We start from the raw sequence: 20086 nt of genomic DNA on the forward strand, positions 1-20086 counted from the left end.
AGATTTTTCAATTTTAGTACAGGCATCCTATGTATATTAAAGAACAGAATTAGTGAATCAATGTACTAGCACTTAAAACAATTCATTATTTAAAACTTTTCCCAGAAGTCCTGTCCTTTTACTTTCTAGTAGGACCAGCATGTACGTTCATACATAGAATTACGGTTTCACTAACCTGGTATGGAATTACTCCTGCCTGGTAGATATACAAGCTCAAATTAGAATTAGGTTTTTATATGTGGTTTAAAAAAGTTTAATAATCATTTGGGTAATTACTAGCTACCAACTAATATATAGTCCTCACTTATAGCTCCTATCAAGTATGCACCTGAATTATAACATACGTCATAAACTAATAGCTTATACTTTACTACTCAGCTTATTTTTACAAAGCTGTGGTAACTCCTCTAATTTGCTTACTCCTAGGATAAAAGAATCTATAGAGAATATTCCAGGAGAAACTAAACAAATTGCTACAAATCCTTTAGTGGGCCAAGAATTTACTGCCAAAGGAGGTTACCTAATTACTTTTCATGTGCAAGGCAGGGAATTACAAGCAGATGTAAGAGTTGATGAAACACAAAAGAAACCTAATTGTAGAAATTTACCTGTGGCAATAGAAAAAGATATAGACTTAGCTAGCTGGGTTAAATTAGCTCCAAAAATACAAAAAAGATGTGTTCATGTAAGTTTACCTAGAAAAGGTCAGCCAGGGAGTGTATATATTTTCAAAGAAGGTCTTCCAGGAGGAATGAAGGGATATGGGGGAGGGTCGCATAGAGGTCAGAAAGGTAACAATCGAAATAAAGCCAAAGGTAATAGGAAAGAAAAAGTAGGAAAGGTAAGTACAGTAAGTTCAAGTTATACCAACGTTAGCACTAGCAGCAACAGACAGGAAGAAGATACTAATTCAAATAAGACAGGGAGCTTAACAGCTTCTCCGAATGACAATAAAAAACGATCCAAAGGTAAAGAGAAATTAAAGGATGATAAGGCGTGGCTAGATGAAGATGAGGTAGATGAGAATAAGCATATCTCGTATGAGGATGAGGTAGAAATTCTTAAACAAGGTATTACTAGGCCAAACGTACCATTCATAAGGTACAATATAGAAGCACAAGGTGCCGATGACAAAATACTCTCACACGATTTTCATGGTTGTAGGGTACCTGAGTTTAAAGCCGGGGTCCGAAAGTTATTAAAACAAGCACAAGAAGAAAACGCTAATAGGGTAACTCTTATTACAGGAAAAGGAAACCATAGCCCAAACGGCCCTGTTCTTTTAAAGGTCCTTCCTAATCTATTGAAAAAAGAATTTTCAGAGGTTATACATGAGCCTAAAAGAGATCTTGGTGCTTATGAGGTTGTTCTGAAAAAAAAGGAGCGCCCTTCTCTATATGAAGAAAAGTTAAAAAAGTTAAAAGAAATTTCTTCTTTTCTCTACAATTCGAAATTAAAAACAAAATTGGTTGAAGATGCCAAGAGAGGACTTAACGAGGCCCAGTATGAGTTGGGGGCGATGTTATTAGAGGGCATTGTCTTTGAAAAAAATGAACAGGAGGGTTTTGAGTGGATCTCAAAGGCTGCAGAAACCGATGCCACCGCGCAAGTACTTTTAGGTTATTGTTATGAGGTTGGTAAAGGTGTTCCACAAAACTACAAACTATCAAAATACTGGTATAAAAAAGCGCTTGCCCAAGATAGCCCAGACGCTGCATTTGCCTTAGGTAAATATTATTGGATGGGTATTAGCGTTATTCGAAATGATAAAAAAGGCTTGCAGTTGCTTGAAAAAGCAGCCAATCAAGGACATGCTTGGGCTGCGTACAATTATGGCGATATTCTTTTTCAGCACTCTACAAAGGTTCCTGTTGACCGATCGCAAGCTCCCAAGTACATAGAACAAGCAGCTAGAAACGGGGTTCTTCCAGCACAAACCCTTCTTGCTAAGCTCTATTTCTTTGGATGGGAAGTCGATATTGATGATAGGAAAGCCCTATTTTATTTCTTACAAGCTGCAGAGGCTGGAGATGTTATTGCACAGTATTACTGTGGGAGATGTTATTCTGAAGGTCGAGGTACTGCTATAGATTCCGTTCAAGCACTTAAATGGTATGAAGCCTCGGCTACGCAAGGAGATCTGGATGCCAAATTAAGTGTGGCTGGTTTGTTAATGAGAGGAGAAAAGACGCAGAAAAAAGACTTTTTTAGGGCATTGCATATGCTTGAGGAGCTGGCAAAAGTCAATCATGGCAACAGTGTTTACCTTTTGGGGATAGTATATTTTTATGGGCAGGGTCCTATCCAACCTAATCAAGAAAAAGCAATACCTCTCTTTCTCCATGCAGCAGAAAATGGAACTCTTGAGGCTCAACTCCTTATAGCTAAGCTCTTTACTTGCAATAAAATTAAAACTATCTCTTGCGACCAAATTCTTACTTGGTTGCGTGAAGCTGCAAAGTTAGAGGATCCTGAAGCTCTCTATTATCTAGGATTGATTCTCGATCAAAAAGAGGAGAATAAACATCAGACAGAAATTTTAGAATGCTTGACCAAGGCATCCAATCAAGGACATCGCCTGGCTAAGCTCATGTTGGCCATGAAGCTAATGGAAGAAGAAATTGAGCACGAGCAAGTTCTCTTAGTTCTACAACTTCTTCGAGAAGCTGCCAAAGAACACCCGCTTGCGCTGGATATATTAGGAGGAATTTATATGGACGGTAAAATTGCTCCCTTAAATGAAAAACTGGCATTTGCTTACTTTGAAAAAGGTGCCGAGTTTGGCCATCGTTCAGCCATCACAAACTTAGCCTTTTGTTATCTATTTGGAAAAGGGATAAAGCAAAACGATCGATTGGCTGCGGAAAATTTTTTGAAGTCTGCAAAACTAGGTGATCCTTTTGCTCAAATTCAAATTGCAAAATGTTTACTTAAGGGAAGGGGAATAGAGGCTAATCATTTGGAGGCTGTAAGTTTTTTAAAGGAAGCTACTGATCAAGGGCTTACTGAAGCAGAATTTTTACTTGGATGGATCTATGCAACCAGTTCAAATGGAATTTTAGCTAAACCGGCACAAGGGTTTAATTTATTAAAAAAAGCTGCTGCAAGCGGACATAAAGAAGCAGCTCACCTTCTGGGTCAATTGTGTTTAGACGGAACTCCTTCTCGAGTGGAAGAAGGCATCTCTTGGTTAAAAAAAGCCGCTTTGTTAGGTGATCTTCGATCCCAATTCTTATTAGGAACTCTATATATAAAACCTGACTGGGTTAAATCTAATCGGGATAAGGCAATCAAATGGTTCAAAATGGCAGCTGCACAAGGGCATCCCACCATTTCATTTTTCTTGGGGCACCTGCTTTGCAGTCAATCACGATATGATGAAGCTAAAGAGTACCTGGAAAAATTCATTGCAAATGAATCAGAGGAGAAGAATATTATGGAAATGAAACAACGCAGTTATAAAATTTTAGCACAGATTTATACTACAGAAGGTAATCCAAGTCAAGCTATTAAATACTACAAATTGTGCCCTGAAGAACCAGAGGTGATGTATCAGTTAGGATATCTGTATGATGTTAACGAAAACCTGGATCTTGATAAATCACTTGTTATTAGTTGTTTAATGAAATCAGCACAACAAAATCACCTCGAAGCTCAATATTGCTTAGGCTGCGTTTTTGGAAAATTAGCCAAATCTAATCCAGCTTATGGGAAAGGTGCTTTCCAATGGTTTTCAATAGCAGCCGACAATGGACACCTCCGTGCTACCTATGAGCTGGGATGTATTTATTTAAAGGGAGAATTTGACCAAAAAGTAGAGCTCCAAAAAGCTTGGAAACTACTTTTGCTACCTGCCAAGCAAGGGGATGCGAATGCACAATTTTTGCTGGGGTGTATGTGCACCTTTTGGCCTGGCTTAAAACCTAAGTATGCTGAAGGAGTTCGCTGGTTTACAAAAGCAGCAGAGCAGGGACATCTTGGAGCTTGTTTTAGTTTAGGATATGCTTATCAGCTAGGTCAAGGAGTCGAACTTAACTGGCTTAAGGCTATCAGTTGGTATTTAAGAAGCGCTGAGAAAGGCCACATAGAGTCCCAATATAATTTGGGAACTATCCTTTTGTCAATGAAGAAACAGGAAGAAGCAATTTATTGGCTTAAAAAAGCTGCTGCACAAGGAGCACAAGAGGCCCAAAATGTTTTGAGCAAGATATTTGTAGAGGAAGAAGAAATAGATGAGCTGACCACACTGGTACAACAGGAACAACAAGACGAAGAACAATTTGTAGAAGCTCAGGGCACCGAGCAAGCGAGCACGACAGAATCTGATATAGAAGATTTAGGTAACGCTGAAAATGAGCTGGAGAGCATATACCAAGACGAATATGAAGCTCCTGTTAGGCCTTGGACTTGTTCTTTGCAGTAGTTCATCACAGCAATTTATATACGGCATTCAAATCTGTATAAGAAAATACAGTAGAAAAAAGCTATATAGTATATCACCCACTTAGCCATTCTATTTACATTGCGCAAGTCCTTATATACCTCACTTATTATTAAGAGGCATTATTTTTCTTCTAAAAATCATAAACACTTGCCAACCAACTAGTTATATTACAAAGTGTTTAATATAAGATTCTATCAGCCTACTAAACAACACGTTGCCATTCCTAAGCCCATCCCATATCTTACAAAATCAAGGCAACGCTGAATTTTTTGAAAGGGTAAGTATCTAGGTTGATCACCTTTTCTTGAATAGACCCGCTGCGAAAAACTTATCAGAAAAAAATAAAGGCAAAATTATATACAATTAATAAAAACTTAAAAGGCAAAATATGTATTTAAAGCATAAAAAAGCCAGGTTAGCTTTCGTAAAATAACAAGCTATTTAACTAATCTCATAGGTAAACGTTTTGTAGTGGGGCTAATGTACTTATTAAAGAGTGCACATAAGGTCCTAAAGTAAACAGGCATAGAGGTCTTAGCTAAGCCTAATTTTCTTAGAAAGGTCTCGTAATTATGTAGAAATGTTTGGTCGATATTTGTAAAAAGTAAGTTAGCGGAGGAAGTAAAACGTTTTAAAGAGTGTTTAGTGTCTTTGCAACCTCTTTCGCAACAGGTTTAATAGCTAGATATGGACAGGATTATGCCTATTTAGCTGAAAGGGTGCAGTATTTACTCAAAGAAGACAGCATCAAAGCGTACACAGACCGAATGAAAAAAGAAATACTACTGGTACCCCTTGTTAAACCGAGCAAATGGGATGGACTTTAGATACGCAAGCAAATAGCTCTTAAAACACAATCCTTACTCACCCAACGAGTGGCGAGCAGATCAGTGTCCATGTGCATTCTAAACCTTCTGGTCAATGGATCTACAGCGATGCTGAAGGAGAAGAAGGGAATATTATTGATGTGATGTTCGAGGAGAAATGGAGCTGGCAGCAAATCATAACTTTTGCTGATAAAAAGTTTCTTCCCCTCATGAGTGTAATGGATGAGAATAGGATAGCAGCAAACGGTATTGTTAACTTAGGATAGTTTTATTAGACTAGAAGAAAAAAACTATGAATTGCCCTAAGTGTAAGCATATTGAAAAGAATAAGGATGGAATTGTTAGGGGCCTCCAACGCTATAAATGTAAGGCTTACCATTTTCGTTATACAGTCAGCCGAAGATCTGACGTAAAACCTATAGCCACTAAGCGTTCAGCCCTGCAGCTGTATTTAGAAGGATTAGGATTTCGAGCTATTGGTCGCATACTTCAAATAAGTTATGGGGCAGTTTATCAATGGGTCAAAGGATGGGTGGGGTAGCCAAGTAAGTTTACCTACAAGTCAACAGACAGTAGGAATAGTCGAAATAGATGAATTGCACACGTACATCGGTTCAAAAAAAGTACTGTTGGGTATGGATTGCTGTTGATAGACTTGGCAAACGGTTCCTCTCTTATATGTGTGGAGACCGATCAGCTTGCACAGGATTAAGGTTATGGGAAGCTATAAAAGGAATAGGTAAGTATTATTGTAGTAATTATTGGAAGAGTTATGGTAAGTTTATTTCCCAGATAAGCATATCCGAAGTAAAGCAGAGATCTATACTGTGGAGGGATATAATAGTTTGATTCGACATTATTTAGCAAGATTTAAGCGTAAAGGCAAATGTTATAGCAAGCAGCTATACATGATCGAGAAATCGCCCAACTTATTAAACTTATTAATGGCAAAGTTAAACAATTAGTTAGCTATATTAATTTAACAATGCCTAAAAAACACTATTTGTGTCTTAGAAAGGTGATTAATAAAAAATAGAACATGAAGAATATTTATATAGAATGAAGAAGCGAAAATAATTGATAATTTACTTGTAGCTGTACTATATAAAATCTAATATATAACTGCTATGAGAAAAACCTACAAGAATTGCCAAAATTATACAGTATTAGCTCTAATAAGCATGAGCTTAGCCTTACAGAGCTGTAGAATTGAAGGAAACCAAGATATTGTACCAGCTATAAAACAGTTACCTACCAAGAGGCTAGCAAGAATGCAAGCTACTACAGATAATCCTGGAGATCATAAACATTTAAGTAGAGCTGTTGAAGACATAAAATTTTCTGGCAAAAGAAAAGTAGAAGAGAAACAAAAAGAAGTAGTTACAGAAAAAAAGAAAAGAAGGACGCTTGTTGAGGAAGATATAGTCAGTGATATACCTGTTATTCATAAAGAACCCTCCAGTCCAGGTGCCAAACAAAGAAAAAGGGCTATTTCTATATCTATAAGAAAAGCGACAAGAAAAAAGGCTACAAATGTATCCTTTAATAATATTGTCGAAAACCAGCAGTGTTTTGCAAATTTATTGAACTATTTGCCTTTAAAAGAAACATTACACCTTAGACAAGCAAATCGTTACCTAAATAAAACCATAGTAGACTCTAAGCTAGTAGTACCCTGTGCAATTAAAAGAACTATAGATTTTACGGAATTGGATTATACCCCACAAACTATTCCAACTTTCCCTTTTTATCGATTAATGAGAAGTATTGATCAGTTGCCCAGAGCTTTTTGGAGCTATTTACCTTTAACAAGGGTAGAGGAATTACATTTGAGTTTTATGGATATAAATGATGCTGAGATATGGCAGTTAGGTAAATATTTAGAATATAGTAGAATTAAGTTATTAATTGCCATGTTTAATAACATAACATCTAAAGGTTCCACTGATTTAGGTAAGAGTTTACCTTTATGGCCTTCTATATATGAAGTTTATCTAAAGAATAATCTTTTAGGAGACGCAGGGGCTATAGGAATATCTCTTTATTTACCTGAATGCCATAACTTAAAAATTATGGACTTAGGTAGTAATAAAATAGGAGATAAAGGGGCTGCAGGCCTTGGGAAAAATATACAAGATAGTAATATAGAAAATTTAATTCTAACCGGTAATCAAATAACAGCAGAGGGAGCTTGTGAGCTTGTTAAAAATTTATCTAAAACTAAAGTAAGATGCCTTCAATTAGGTTGCAACCCAATAAAGAACAGACTAGGAGAACTTGGAAGAATTCTATCTACAACTCCTGTGAAAATACTTGGTTTACACGGTAACAGAATAGGGAAGAAGGGTATAATGGAGTTAATCCAAAATTTAGCCGGTTCTAATGTAGAAGAACTTTATTTAGTTAACAATGATATAAGTGATAGCGGTATTAAAAAAATTGCTGAGTTTTTAAAAGACACTAAAATTTATAAGCTAGATGTAAGAGTAAATTACATACAGAAGAAAACACAACTTTTTTTGACACAACACTATCCTCATGTAGAATGGGTATTTTAAATCAACTATTTTTCAATGAAATGAGAGGAAGAAAAGCCTGAAAATGCAAATCTAGATAATATAAATAAACGGAATTGCTAACTAAAATATAGACAAGATAAAATCTTTATATATCATATCAATAAGTATAAAGATAACTCTACCAACCTTTCTAATTTGGAATAATACTTGGTTTTTCTACGGAACCTTGCTAAATAATGCCTAACATTAGCATTATGTGATGCTATGTGTGTTGTCTGCTTTTTCTATACCTTATGCTAAGGATATTTGTAGCGTAAGATTAAGATGTTAGGGGTTATCCCTTGCTATTGAGATAGCGCCCTTCCAAAAACTCAAAAATCTATAAATAAACCTGTCTAAATATGGTGAATCGATAGGTTTCAAAAACTCTTTAATATACGGTGCGATTGTTGGTTTAAACGATATAAAAGATAATTTAAGGATTATTAGCAGTAAAGGCGCCTTAGCAAACGTCATTTGCTAGTTTGTACTACCTAGGGTTTTATGAAAGGTTATACTTTTAGTTTCTGTTTATCAGTTCAGTCAAGTTTAAAATTAAGTCTAATTTTGCTGTTACCCCAAGTACTATATTTATTTAATATAGCTTGGGGTAAAGCTTCTTCTGAAGGGTTTTATGCCTATATAAAATCCTTTTTACCAGGCTTCTTTCTTTCGTGCGGAAGAAGTGCTTTTTTCCTTAATCTGATACTTTTAGGCGTAACTTCAACCAATTCATCATCAGCAATGTAAGAAATGACTTCTTCTAAGTTTAGTTCTCTATGGGGTGTTAAAATAATTGCTTTATCACTTGAAGAGGCTCGCATATTGGTTAATTTTTTCCCTTTGACAGGATTAACATCTAAATCATTTTCCCTATTATGTTCCCCAATAATCATGCCTTCATATACTTTTGTTCTAGCAGGAATAAATAGTATTCCACGTTCTTCTAAGTTAAACATAGCATAAGCAGTTGTTTCACCATCACAATTAGAAATCATCATACCATTTCTTCTTTGCTCAATTTCACCTTTAAATGGCTCGTAAGAATGGTAGATTCTACTTAGTACACCTGTGCCACGTGTATCATTTCTAAACTCACTTTGATAACCAATTAAACCTCTAGAGGGTACATGAAAAATTATCCTGGATTTATTTCCTCCAGAAGGTCGTAAATCTTTTAGTTCTCCTTTTCTTTTGGATAATTTTTCAACTACAACGCCACTATAAGGGTCATCTACGTCAATCACCACTTCTTCAATAGGTTCTAGTAATTTTCCCTCTTCGTCACGTTTAAATAATACACGTGGACGAGAAACAGATAGCTCAAATCCTTCTCTACGCATTGTTTCGATTAATACACCCAATTGTAATTCTCCTCTTCCACCTACTTCAAAGCTTTCAGAATTCTCGTCTACACCTAATGTAATGGCTACGTTAGTCTCTGCTTCACGTTTCAATCTATCTAAAATCATCCGTGAAGTTACTTTAGTACCTTCTTGACCTGCTAGTGGAGAGTCATTTACACCAATATTAACAGCCATAGTAGGCGGATCAATAGGGGTGGATTTTATAGGCTCTGTGATAGCTACATCGCAAATAGTATCAGATACAGAAGCTTTTTCAACCCCTGCAATGGCAATGATATCTCCTGCTGCTATTTCTGTTAGTAGAACTCTTTCAAGCCCTTTAAATCCAAACAGTTTCGTTAGCTTTGTTGATTCTATCAGCTCTCCTTTTAAATTAATGGCTTTAACATTGGTATTGATTTTAGCTATGCCACTATATACTTTGCCAATTAAAATCTTACCAACATAGGGATCAGAGGATAGTATAGTAGCAAGCATAGAAAAGGGAGCGTCTGTATCTACTTTAGGAGCAGGTACATGATTGATAAAAAGGTTAAATAAAGGCTCTAAGTCTTTACGCTCATGGTTTAGGTCAGTTACGGCCCATCCCTCTCTACCTACTGCATATAATACAGGAAAGTCTAATTGTTCTTCTGTAGCATCCAATGCAGAAAATAGTTCAAAAACTTCGTTTAATACTTCCTCTATACGACTGTCTGTCCTGTCAACCTTGTTGATTACCACAATAGGCCTAAGCCCAAGCTTGAGCGCTTTGCTTAATACAAATTTAGTTTGTGGCATAGGTCCTTCAGAAGCATCAACAAGTAGCACAACTCCTTCTACCATAGAGAGGACACGTTCTACTTCACCTCCAAAATCTGCGTGACCAGGAGTGTCCACAATATTCATTTTATAATCTTTATAGTAGATAGAGGTACACTTAGCAAGAATAGTAATGCCCCGTTCTTTTTCTAATTCATTGGAGTCCATAATCCTTTCATCTACCTGTTGGTTTTCTCTGAAAGTATTACTTTGCTTTAATATATTATCTATAAGTGTAGTTTTGCCATGATCCACGTGGGCTATAATGGCTAAATTTCTAATATTTGTCATGGATTATTTGATAGGTCAAGGGGCTTGTAAGATAGTATCATTGGCTTCTCCAAATACCCGCAATATACGAATGCATAAAGTTAATGCTATTTTCTAAATAGATTGCTTTATAAATACACAAAATTTATGTTAAGCTTTGCTATGAGTTATTGTTTTAGGAAGCGTCTTATTGCTTTTATGCTGTTTGTCAATCGTCTTCAGCTTAAATTAGTGTGACTTTTAATCAAATGGAATAAGGCATAACAAGCTTAATCCTATTTGTTTATAGGTTATAAACTAAGTAACCGAATCTTTCAACTTTTTAAAATCGCCTTGTAATGTAGCAGTGTAATTTCTAAAATGTAAAGTGCGTATGAGTGAAGATTTTTTTTGTAAGTAAGTTGATTTTCAGCTCCAGACACATTTCATTTTATTAGCTATTGAGTAAATATGTATTAACCAATATGCTCAGTCTACAAAACTTTATTGTTTAAATTTCTTGTAATTTCCAAAGCTTACTGTATAAGCTTCTGGGTTGTTGGATAAGTTGTTCATGTGTGCCTTGTTCAACAATAATTCCCTTATCTAAAACAATAATTCTATCCATATGTTTAAGAGTGGACAGTCTGTGTGCAATGGCTAGAACAGTTTGCTTTTTGCCTGAGATAAGCATGTCGAGGCTTTTTTGTATCAGCTTTTCGGTCTGGCTATCTAGTGCAGAAGTCGCTTCGTCTAACAAGAGTATAGGTGCATTCTTGAGAATAGCTCTAGCAATGGCAATACGTTGTCGTTGTCCTCCTGACAATTTAAGACCTCTTTCACCAGCATAAGTTTGGTACTTTTTGGGTAAGCTCATGATAAAATCATGAATATACGCTTTTTTACAAGCTTCAATAATTTCTTTTTCAGAAGCTTCTGGGTTGCCATAACGCAGGTTATCTAATAGTGTTCTATGAAAGAGTAGCGTATCTTGTGGGATAACTGCAATTTGTTGCCTGAGGGTTTCCTGGGTTACTTGATTAATATTCTGGCCATCAATCAAAATTTCTCCTTTGTCACAAGTAAAGTAACGCATCAGTAGATTAATAAGGGACGACTTTCCAGCTCCTGATTGACCTACTACGCCTACTTTTTCTCCTGGTTCAATAATTAAGTTAAGGTCTTTAAACACTACTTCCTCATCTGCATAGCTAAAATCTACGTGCTTAAATTCAATTTTAGGGCTAGCGATATGCAAAAGTTTAGCATCTGGTAGGTCTAGGTTGTCTTGTGGTATATATAAGATAGAAAATGCGCTTTTTAAATCGCCCACTTTACTCAAGAAATCTTGGAAAGACACAGTAGCACGCCACATATCTTCTGATAGTGCTAGAGTAAGTCCTAATATATAGGCAAAGTCTCCCACAGAAATAAGCCCCTGTATTTTTAAATGGATTGTATAAAATAGGATAAAGGTAAATTTTGTAAAGTATAAAATACCTCCAATAATCTGTATTTTAAAATCGTACTTGTATAGCTTAATCTGCTTAGGAATGAAATCCTGTGAAATGTGTTTATCTAGCAAATTAACTTCACGTTTGTGAGCAGCGAATGAGAATATAGAAATGATATTCATGATCTTATCAGAAATTTGCCCAATAAGTGCATGTTGGCTTTCTGATTCTGCAAATGCTAGCTGATCTAACTTCCTAGATAGTTTATACATAATAGCAAAAAAGCAGGCACTCCATATGAATAGGAACAGACCTAGCTTAGTATTAACTACAATAAGAAAAGTTAAATTAATTAAAATTTTTAGTGCTACAAGCGCTAGTCCATGATGTATCTCAGCCCAAATCTTATCATATCCACTTAAGATACCTTTCATTTTGCTAGTTATAGCACCTGTGAAATTGTTCTGAAAATATTGATATGAATGATGCTGTACATAATCGTAAGTTTGAAGTAAAAAAGACCTACGTACATACGGTAAAGACTTCCAAGCTGCTATATGGCTAATACGCCAGATAAACTCCAAACCGAAATTACTTCCTAAAAAGAGCGCTATAGGTATCCACATCTGCTGATAGCTTAACGTATTATCTGCTTTTGCTAGTATATCAAGAAGCAGTTTAATAGAATAGTTATATGCAAATGGGTAAAAGCTGCTTAAAACAGGGGGTATAAGCATAGCAACATAAAACCATTTGTAAGGTTTTACATGTTGCCAAAAGAATAAAAAAATAGATTTTGTTTCCATGGTGGATATTGCCTGCGAAATTGAGGCCCTTCTGCCGCGTTCAGTAAAGAGCTTAAAACGTAATTCTAAATAATTTTATATAAATATCCAAATAATATCTATATAAAGTTGTTCTTACCCATATTATATGCCAACCAAGTATGCTGGTATTGCTTATTTTATCTTTATAACGTTAACATGCTAATAGTTAGGCAGATATTCGCAGTCTAATTAATTGAGCTATGTTGGCTAGCTCTTCTTGGGTATATGATAAAGGCTTTTTGTTAAAATTGATATCGCTAGCTTTATTAAGTGGAATGAGATGTAAATGAGCATGCGGAATATCTAAGCCTATTACTGCCATGCCTATTCGAGCACACGGAATCACTTCTTGAATTCCTTTTGCCACTTTTTTAGCAAATGGAAGTATTTGGCTGAGTATTGTATCTGCTAGATCGAATATATAATCAACTTCTAACTTAGGTATTACTAAAGTATGTCCCTGCGCGAGCGGATGTATATCTAAAAAGGCAATACAATACTCATTCTCAGCTATAATATGTGCTGGAAGCTGCCTATTGATGATTTGTGTAAATATGCTTGCCATATCTTATAATAATTGCCTTTTATTAGGTACTTCATCTATATTGTTTCTATTAGATTGCCATTACAATATTATAGCTAACTACCTGAAACAATATAGATGTGCCAGAGTACCTATATTATAAATTTATGATATTAAAAGCTAATATCTAAAATTTCAAATTCTATTTTTCCTGCTGGAGCTTCTACGATAGCAACTTCGCCTGCCTTTTTTCCTAGGAGCCCTTTGCCAATAGGAGACTCTATAGAAATCTTACCTTCTTTTAAATCTGCCTCTTCTTCAGAAACCATAGTATAAGTGCTTACTTTGCCTAGTTTTTTATTTTTAATCTTTACTTTAGATAGAATAGAAACGGCAGAGGTGTTAATATTGTCTTTATTAATGACTCTGGCATTAATCATTAGCTCCTCTAGTTTGGCTATTCTACGTTCTAAAATCTCTTGTGCTTCTTTAGCTGCATCATATTCAGCATTTTCACTTAAATCTCCTTTGTCACGCGCTTCGGATAGCTGTTCTGCTACTTTTGCCCTTCCTTCACTTTTTAATTGGGTTAACTCACCTTTAAGACGTTGTAAGCCTTCTTCTGTGTAATAGGAAACTTTTTCCATAATTATATCGGTTTGTAAATTTTTATATTAAAAAATCTCTGCTGTGTTTATTATAATATTGTTAATAAGGTAATAAGAGGTGTATGGACATAATCACCACGATGAGAAGAGTAATAAATGTAGTGCTATGTATGGTATTAGTTTTTAACATTATTCTTTTTAACAATAAAATAAATGCATAATAGGACACAGTCTAAATAAAGACTGAAAAATAAACTAAAATTATCGGTTAGCAATAAGTAACAGTATACAACTACTTACTACCAGCCAAAATGCATAATAATTTAGGGTAGGTATGATAATGAATTGGAGTCGCATACCTATGGCCAATATCATAATAATTATGGCAATAATTCGTAATTTTAGCCTAGTTTTCTGATTCATAGTTTTAAGTATCCACTTGTGTGTTAGCAAAGATAGTAAAGCCTATCATTGTAATTCACCATAATATACAATTTTTGCGCAACAACAATTTAAGAATAAATTTTGAAATATAAAATGGGTCTTATTGGTACAGATATTTCGTTAGCTTCAAAGTTTCTAAAACAGGGAGAGGTAGTGTCCATTCCTACTGAAACTGTATATGGCTTGGCTGCCAATGCTTATAATGAAGCAGCTGTCTCAAAAGTATTTAGTATCAAACAACGGCCTATGTCTAATCCACTGATTATACATATTGGTGATATAGAGCAAATTAATGAGTTTGTAAAAGAGATACCTTCCGAAGCTGTAATATTAGCCCAGCATTTCTGGCCTGGCCCACTTACTTTATTATTACCCAAAAAAGCTACTATTCCTGATATGGTTACTGCTGGTAGTAATAAAGTAGCTATTCGAATTCCTAATCACCCAGTTACACTGCAGCTTTTAAAGACAATACCTTTTCCTTTGGCAGCACCTAGCGCTAATCCTTTTGGTTATGTTAGTCCTACTACTACTGAACATGTAAAAGAGCAGTTAGGCGACAAAATACCTTATATTCTAATGGGAGGTACTTGTGCTGTAGGAATTGAATCTACTATTGTAGGTTTTGAGGATGGTAAAACGATCGTATACAGATTAGGAGGTTTAGAAATAGCATCTATTGAAAAGCTAGTTGGAACTGTTATCCTACATAATAACCTTACGGCTAGCAACCCCATAGAAAAATTAGTAACACCTGGCAGCCTTTCTTACCATTACTCACCTAATAAGCTTCTTAAATTAGGCAATATGTCAGATTTACTTGTAACATATGGGAGTCAAAAGGTTGGTATACTTGCTTTTGATCAATATTATGAAGGAGTAAATAAAGGGCAACAGATTTTGTTGGCTCCCACTGGTAAAGTAGAAGAAGCAGCATATAATCTGTTTGCTGCTTTACGTGAATTAGATCAGTTAGATATTGATGTTATTTTGTGTAGCCTCGTACCCCATCAAGGTTTAGGTATGGCTATTAATGATCGATTAGTAAGAGCCAGTGCTAGTAGAATATAAAGAGTATACATAGGGCTCCTCTTACATAATCTAAACTAAAAAAGTAGTAAAATTATATGATAAGGTATATTCAAGATTACAATTTTAAGGATAAAAAGGCTTTAATTCGAGTAGATTTTAATGTGCCGTTAGATGACAATAATCAAATTGTTGACAGTATACGGATAGATAAAACGCTTCCTACCATTCAAAAAGTTTTAGCAGATGGTGGTGCGGCTATCCTTATGTCTCATTTAGGCAGGCCTAAGCATGGTTATGTAGATAGTATGTCTCTTAAACACCTTATTCCTTATCTAACAGACAAGCTAGACACAATAGTTAGATTTGCATCAGATTGTATAGGTAATGAGGCTGAGGAAAAATCTAAATTACTGCAAAATGGGGAAGTATTATTATTAGAAAATGTGCGCTTTCATACAGCAGAAGAAAAAGGAGAATCTACTTTTGCACAGGCCTTAGCAAAGCTAGGAGATGTCTATATTAATGATGCTTTTGGTGCTGTACATAGAAAGCATGCTTCTACTTATGGCATTATGCAATATATGTCAGATAAGTTAGCAGGTTGCCTGTTGCAGGAAGAAATAACTAATGCTAATAAATTGTTAACATCTGTTAAAAAGCCTTTTACAGCAATTATAGGAGGTACTAAGATTACGGATAAAATACAGACTATGGAGGCTTTATTAAGCAAGTTGGATAACTTGTTGATTGGTGGTGGAGTGGCTAATACCTTTCACCAAGCATTAGGGGGAAGATTAGGTAGTTCAGTCGTAGAAGCTGAACAGCACGAGCTTGCTTTAACTATATTACACCAAGCCACTGAAAAGGGAGTGAGTATTGTCTTGCCTACCGATGCAGTTATAGCTGATGCCTGGAGTAGTAATGCAAGAACTGACTTAGTATCTAACAATTCAATTCCAGATGATTGGATGGCTTTAGATATTGGACCCCATACACAAAGCTTATTTGCTAATGTTATTGAGCGTTCTAAGACTATCTTGTGGGCTGGTCCTATTGGTGCTTTTGAATTAGCTGCTTTTAGTCATGGGACACAAGCTATTATGCAGGCGGTGGCAAAAGCTACAAAAAAAGGTGCCTTTTCTTTAATAGGAGGGGGGGATTCTGCAACAGCTGCTGCGCAGTTTGGTTATGAGAAACAGGTATCCTACATATCTACAGGAGGAGGAGCTCTGTTAGCATACTTAGCGAATCCTGACTTACCTGTTCTTAAAGCTTTGAATGCTGATATGAATAATGTTTAACAATAACTCGTTGCATATAGATAGGAGTAATCTATTAGATTTTGTCTGATCTTGGTCAATTTATTCTCCTCTATTAAGTTTATAATCTTTAAACAAGCATAGATGATTGTTACGGTTTTTATCGCTTCATGCGCTATCATACTAGACTTCTTTCGAAACTATAGTATCACCTGTGTTTAGATAAGTTTCTGACTACTTTAAGTTTAGTTTCGAAAGAGGCCTACTGGTTATAGAGGGATTTGTCTATATACCCCCTAAGCTCATTCCTCTATACGTTAGGGTCTATTTCAATTATCCTTATTAGATTTAGATTCGTCAAAAGGATCAACAGCCCCTGGTATATGCATAAGTGGGCTGCCCATGTCTTCTTTAGCCCTAAACATGTTGTAGTACATACATTTCCTTTTAAAGAGAGAAAGATGGTGTTTGTTAAAAGAAGGAAACTCCTTCTTGATAAATAATTATATATAAATAGAAGCATTTACTTATACCGTTTCATCTACTTTCCCCTTATATACCCTTCAAAGTAATACTTGATTGTATAACCTTTTTTCTTATCTTAATACCGTATATAATTTTAACATTTCGAAAAATGCAAAGACTGATACTGTCTCACCTAGTAATAAGTTTCTTTCTATTATTAACATTAGGATGTGGTGGCAATAACCCTAACCCTGCAATTACAAATGATTCGTCAGAATTAGTGAATGACGATAGTTTATCACTGCCAAATACCCTACCTATATCGCCCATTAATAACCCAGTAATAGCTAGTTCACCAAGCTTACCCGTAGAGACTGATGCCGTGGCTGTACCAAGTAATCAAAATACGATCGAAGAAGATGTTTCAAATGGTTCTAATACAATGACAGTTGATGAACGGAAGGCAAATTTAGGCTTACTTACCCCACAACCTAGGGATCAACTAATCCACTTTCTATCTCCTAGAGAGAAGATAAATTTAGGTTTAACTATCCCACTCTTGGCCGAGATCATCCCCTATATGTCTCCTGGTCTGATAAATAAACTCAAAAGAGTAAATGACTTTTTAAATATGCATATAACCGAGCTAATAAAAGAAAAAATAATTAAGGATCTATATGAAAAATATGATGAAAATAAAGATACTAACGCAACCTTTTTACAGCTAGCTGTAAGAAAAGGAAATATAGAAGCAGCTAAATTCTTAATAGGTAAAAATAGTCTAAATAATAGAGATGAATATCATAAAACTCTTCTACATGAAGCTGTTACGAACGAACATATAAATATGGTCGTATTTTTAATAGCAAAAGAAGCTGATATAAACACTAAGGATAAAGACGGCAATACTCCTCTCGATTTAGCCTTTGAGCATAAGAATATAGAAATAATGAAATTACTCTTAAAAAAAGAAGGTAAATTTCGAGATGATGCTGATGACAAGAAAAGAAGCCATTTGTTGAAAATTTTAAATAATGATAATAGGCCACTTGTAGTAATGGGGCTAACCTTACTGCACTTATTTAATCATAATAAGGAATACACCTCAAAGACGAATGCCTCACAGGATGCTATTGATACAGGAAATAGCAACCATGTAAACACATCTCCATATATAAACGCAAGTGCTTTGCACCTTGCTATATTAGAAGGTAATTTAGAAACAATTAAGTTACTAATAAATCAAAAAGCAGACATAAATTCAAAAATCGGAGAGAACTATACACCTTTACATGTAGCTGCTTACATAGGAAGAAAAGATATAATAAAATTATTAATAGATAGCAATGCTAATATCCATGCTAAGTGTAATGATGGTAATACCCCCTTACATTATGCTACTATGCTCAGTCATATAGAAGCAGCTAACTTATTATTAGAACAGGAAGCCGAGATTGAGATGCCAAATGATTTATGGGAAACACCACTACATATAGCTGCTGAACAAGGCCACTTAGGAATGGTTAAGTTATTAATAGAAAAAGGAGCTGACTTTAACACGCAAGACAAAGAGGAAGAAACACCTTTGTATAAGGCTGTTAAAGGTGGAAAGATAGAAGTAATTAAATTTTTATTATTTGAAGGAGCAGATATAAATACAAAAAATATACATGGTTATACACTCGTGCATATAGCAGCCGAAAAGGGGCACTCAGATATATTGATGTTTTTGTTAAAAAACGAGAATATACATGTACAAGTTAGAGATAATCGTAATCAAACTCCATTGCATGTAGCTATTGGTAGTGGCAATTTAGGAGTAGCAGGACTGTTACTAAATTATGGTGCTAGCATGTGTGATAGAGATGATCAGGGAGCTATTCCTTTACATTTAGCTGCTTTAAATGGCAACATGGAAGCAGTTAAGTTGCTAACAAGCATAGGCCCCTTACCCCAACATATAATTGAAAATGAAGAATCAACCACACTAATTATACAAACAAGGTTAGGCATAAATACGAACAATGAGCTTGGATGTACTCCCTTGCACCATGCTGCTAGCAATGGCTATATAGAAATAGTCCAATTATTACTAAAAAAAGGAGCAGATATAAATATTAAGAATAAGGAAGGGTTTACTCCCTTATACTTGGCAGTCATGAATAATAATGATATACATTTGATAACAACTTTAATAAAGACAGGAGCTGATATTAACATTCAAGATAACCAAGGTAATACCGCTTTGCATTTTATAGTTCAAAAAGAGCGTTTTGAATTAATTAGATATTTTCTAAGTAATGACCCTAATGTTAATATTAAAAATACAAAAGGGCAAACTCTTTTGCATATAGCTACCCAGCTGGGCAATATAGAAATGGTTAAAAAATTAATAGATAAAGGGGCTGATATTAGTATTCAAGATAACCAAGGTAATACTGCTTTGCATTTTATGTTTCAAAAAGAGCGTTTTGAATTAATTAGATGTTTTCTAGATAATGCACCTAATGTTAATATTAAAAATACAAAAGGGCAAACTCTCTTGCATATAGCTACCCAGCTGGGCAATATAGAAATGGTTAAAAAATTAATAGAAAAGGGAGCCAATGTAAATATTAGCATAAACCACCATGGGCAAACCCCTTTACATCTAGCTCTTGAAAAAGGATATACAGGAATAGCTAGACTTTTAATAGAAAATGGCGCTAATCTAAATGCCAGGTATAAATATTTTAATACACCAGTCCGTTTAATTCTTAAAAAAGGATACACAGAATTAGCTGGTCTTTTACTAGAATCGGCAGATAAGCAACGTAATAGCCCCCTACATCTGGCTGCTCAAGGAGGTTATACAAGAATGGTGCAACATTTAATAGATGCAGGCGCAAAGATTAATTTAGATATTGATTTTACGAATCGAGATGGCAGAACACCATTGCACTTATCTGCAAAACATGGCCATAGAGCTATAGTCCAATTATTACTAGATGCAAATACTAACATTGATGAACAAGATTGTTTTGGGCTTAGTCCTTTACATCTAGCTGCTCGAGAAGGCCATCAAGAAATTGTTGAATTACTAATAAGAGTAGAGGCAGATCTTAACCTACAAAATAATGCTGACCATACAGCCAGAGATTTAGCTATTCAAAAAGGGCATACGGCTATAGCAGGCTTATTGCCTTAAAATCCTTTTCGAAGTAATAGTAATCGGGGGTATTCCTTCTA

The 20086-nt window shown here is 35.2% G+C and carries 12 protein-coding genes and 2 pseudogenes; 8 read left to right on the plus strand and 6 right to left on the minus strand.

Going from position 1 to position 20086, the window contains the following annotated elements; genetic code table 11:
• The first annotated feature begins 322 nt into the window (after positions 1-322).
• Positions 323-4423 carry an SEL1-like repeat protein gene (locus tag AASI_RS03745; protein WP_012472881.1) on the plus strand — a complete coding sequence of 1367 codons (4101 nt, stop codon included), beginning with the start codon at positions 323-325 and terminating at the stop codon, positions 4421-4423.
• Between the two features lie 458 nt (positions 4424-4881).
• On the opposite strand, the gene AASI_RS09320 is transcribed toward AASI_RS03745, so the two are convergent.
• Positions 4882-5037 (minus strand): phage integrase SAM-like domain-containing protein, encoded by a 156-nt coding sequence (locus AASI_RS09320; RefSeq protein WP_394330103.1) that lies wholly within the window; start codon positions 5035-5037, stop codon positions 4882-4884.
• A 45-nt stretch (positions 5038-5082) separates the two neighbouring features.
• Here AASI_RS09320 and AASI_RS08795 point away from each other — a divergent pair, with 45 nt between their 5' ends.
• The 4 genes and pseudogenes from AASI_RS08795 (at position 5083) to AASI_RS03765 (ending at position 7829) form a co-directional block, all read left to right on the plus strand.
• On the plus strand, positions 5083-5271 hold the full coding sequence (locus AASI_RS08795; RefSeq protein ID WP_012472882.1) for a hypothetical protein: 189 nt from the start codon (positions 5083-5085) through the stop codon (positions 5269-5271).
• 71 nt (positions 5272-5342) lie between these two features.
• The gene (locus AASI_RS03755; protein ID WP_012472883.1) at positions 5343-5537 is read left to right on the plus strand and encodes a hypothetical protein; all 195 of its coding nucleotides are present in this window, start codon (positions 5343-5345) and stop codon (positions 5535-5537) included.
• Between the two features lie 26 nt (positions 5538-5563).
• Positions 5564-6236 (plus strand): annotated as a pseudogene (locus AASI_RS08085) (IS1 family transposase).
• 162 nt (positions 6237-6398) lie between these two features.
• Entirely contained in the window at positions 6399-7829 is a 1431-nt protein-coding gene (locus AASI_RS03765) for a leucine-rich repeat domain-containing protein (RefSeq protein WP_012472884.1), read from the plus strand.
• A gap of 81 nt (positions 7830-7910) precedes the next feature.
• On the opposite strand, the pseudogene AASI_RS08605 reads toward AASI_RS03765, so the two are convergent.
• The 5 genes and pseudogenes from AASI_RS08605 to greA form a co-directional block, all read right to left on the minus strand.
• Positions 7911-8074 (minus strand): annotated as a pseudogene (locus AASI_RS08605) (IS1-like element ISCaa1 family transposase); the annotation flags it as partial.
• Positions 8075-8467: 393 nt separating this feature from the next.
• Positions 8468-10288 (minus strand): translational GTPase TypA, encoded by a 1821-nt coding sequence (typA, locus tag AASI_RS03775; protein ID WP_012472885.1) that lies wholly within the window; start codon positions 10286-10288, stop codon positions 8468-8470.
• A gap of 469 nt (positions 10289-10757) precedes the next feature.
• Positions 10758-12506: an ABC transporter ATP-binding protein gene (locus tag AASI_RS03780; RefSeq protein ID WP_012472886.1), complete on the minus strand. Its 1749-nt coding sequence runs from the start codon at positions 12504-12506 to the stop codon at positions 10758-10760.
• Positions 12507-12693: 187 nt separating this feature from the next.
• A complete protein-coding gene (locus tag AASI_RS03785) occupies positions 12694-13092 on the minus strand; it encodes an HIT family protein (RefSeq protein ID WP_012472887.1) in 399 nt (132 codons plus the stop codon).
• 131 nt (positions 13093-13223) lie between these two features.
• Complete coding sequence (greA, locus tag AASI_RS03790; protein WP_012472888.1) at positions 13224-13697, minus strand: transcription elongation factor GreA; 474 nt, start codon at positions 13695-13697, stop codon at positions 13224-13226.
• Between the two features lie 486 nt (positions 13698-14183).
• Here greA and AASI_RS03795 point away from each other — a divergent pair, with 486 nt between their 5' ends.
• From AASI_RS03795 to AASI_RS03805, 3 genes are all read left to right on the plus strand, one after another.
• Positions 14184-15173, plus strand: coding sequence for an L-threonylcarbamoyladenylate synthase (locus AASI_RS03795; RefSeq protein WP_316936670.1), 990 nt, complete (start codon positions 14184-14186; stop codon positions 15171-15173).
• A 56-nt stretch (positions 15174-15229) separates the two neighbouring features.
• Positions 15230-16435, plus strand: a complete 1206-nt coding sequence (locus tag AASI_RS03800; RefSeq protein WP_012472890.1) for a phosphoglycerate kinase — start codon at positions 15230-15232, stop codon at positions 16433-16435.
• A 592-nt stretch (positions 16436-17027) separates the two neighbouring features.
• The gene (locus AASI_RS03805; RefSeq protein WP_012472891.1) at positions 17028-20045 is read left to right on the plus strand and encodes an ankyrin repeat domain-containing protein; all 3018 of its coding nucleotides are present in this window, start codon (positions 17028-17030) and stop codon (positions 20043-20045) included.
• Positions 20046-20086: the final 41 nt, after the last annotated feature.

It is taken from the genome of Candidatus Amoebophilus asiaticus 5a2 (assembly GCF_000020565.1).
GTDB lineage: Bacteria > Bacteroidota > Bacteroidia > Cytophagales > Amoebophilaceae > Amoebophilus > Amoebophilus asiaticus.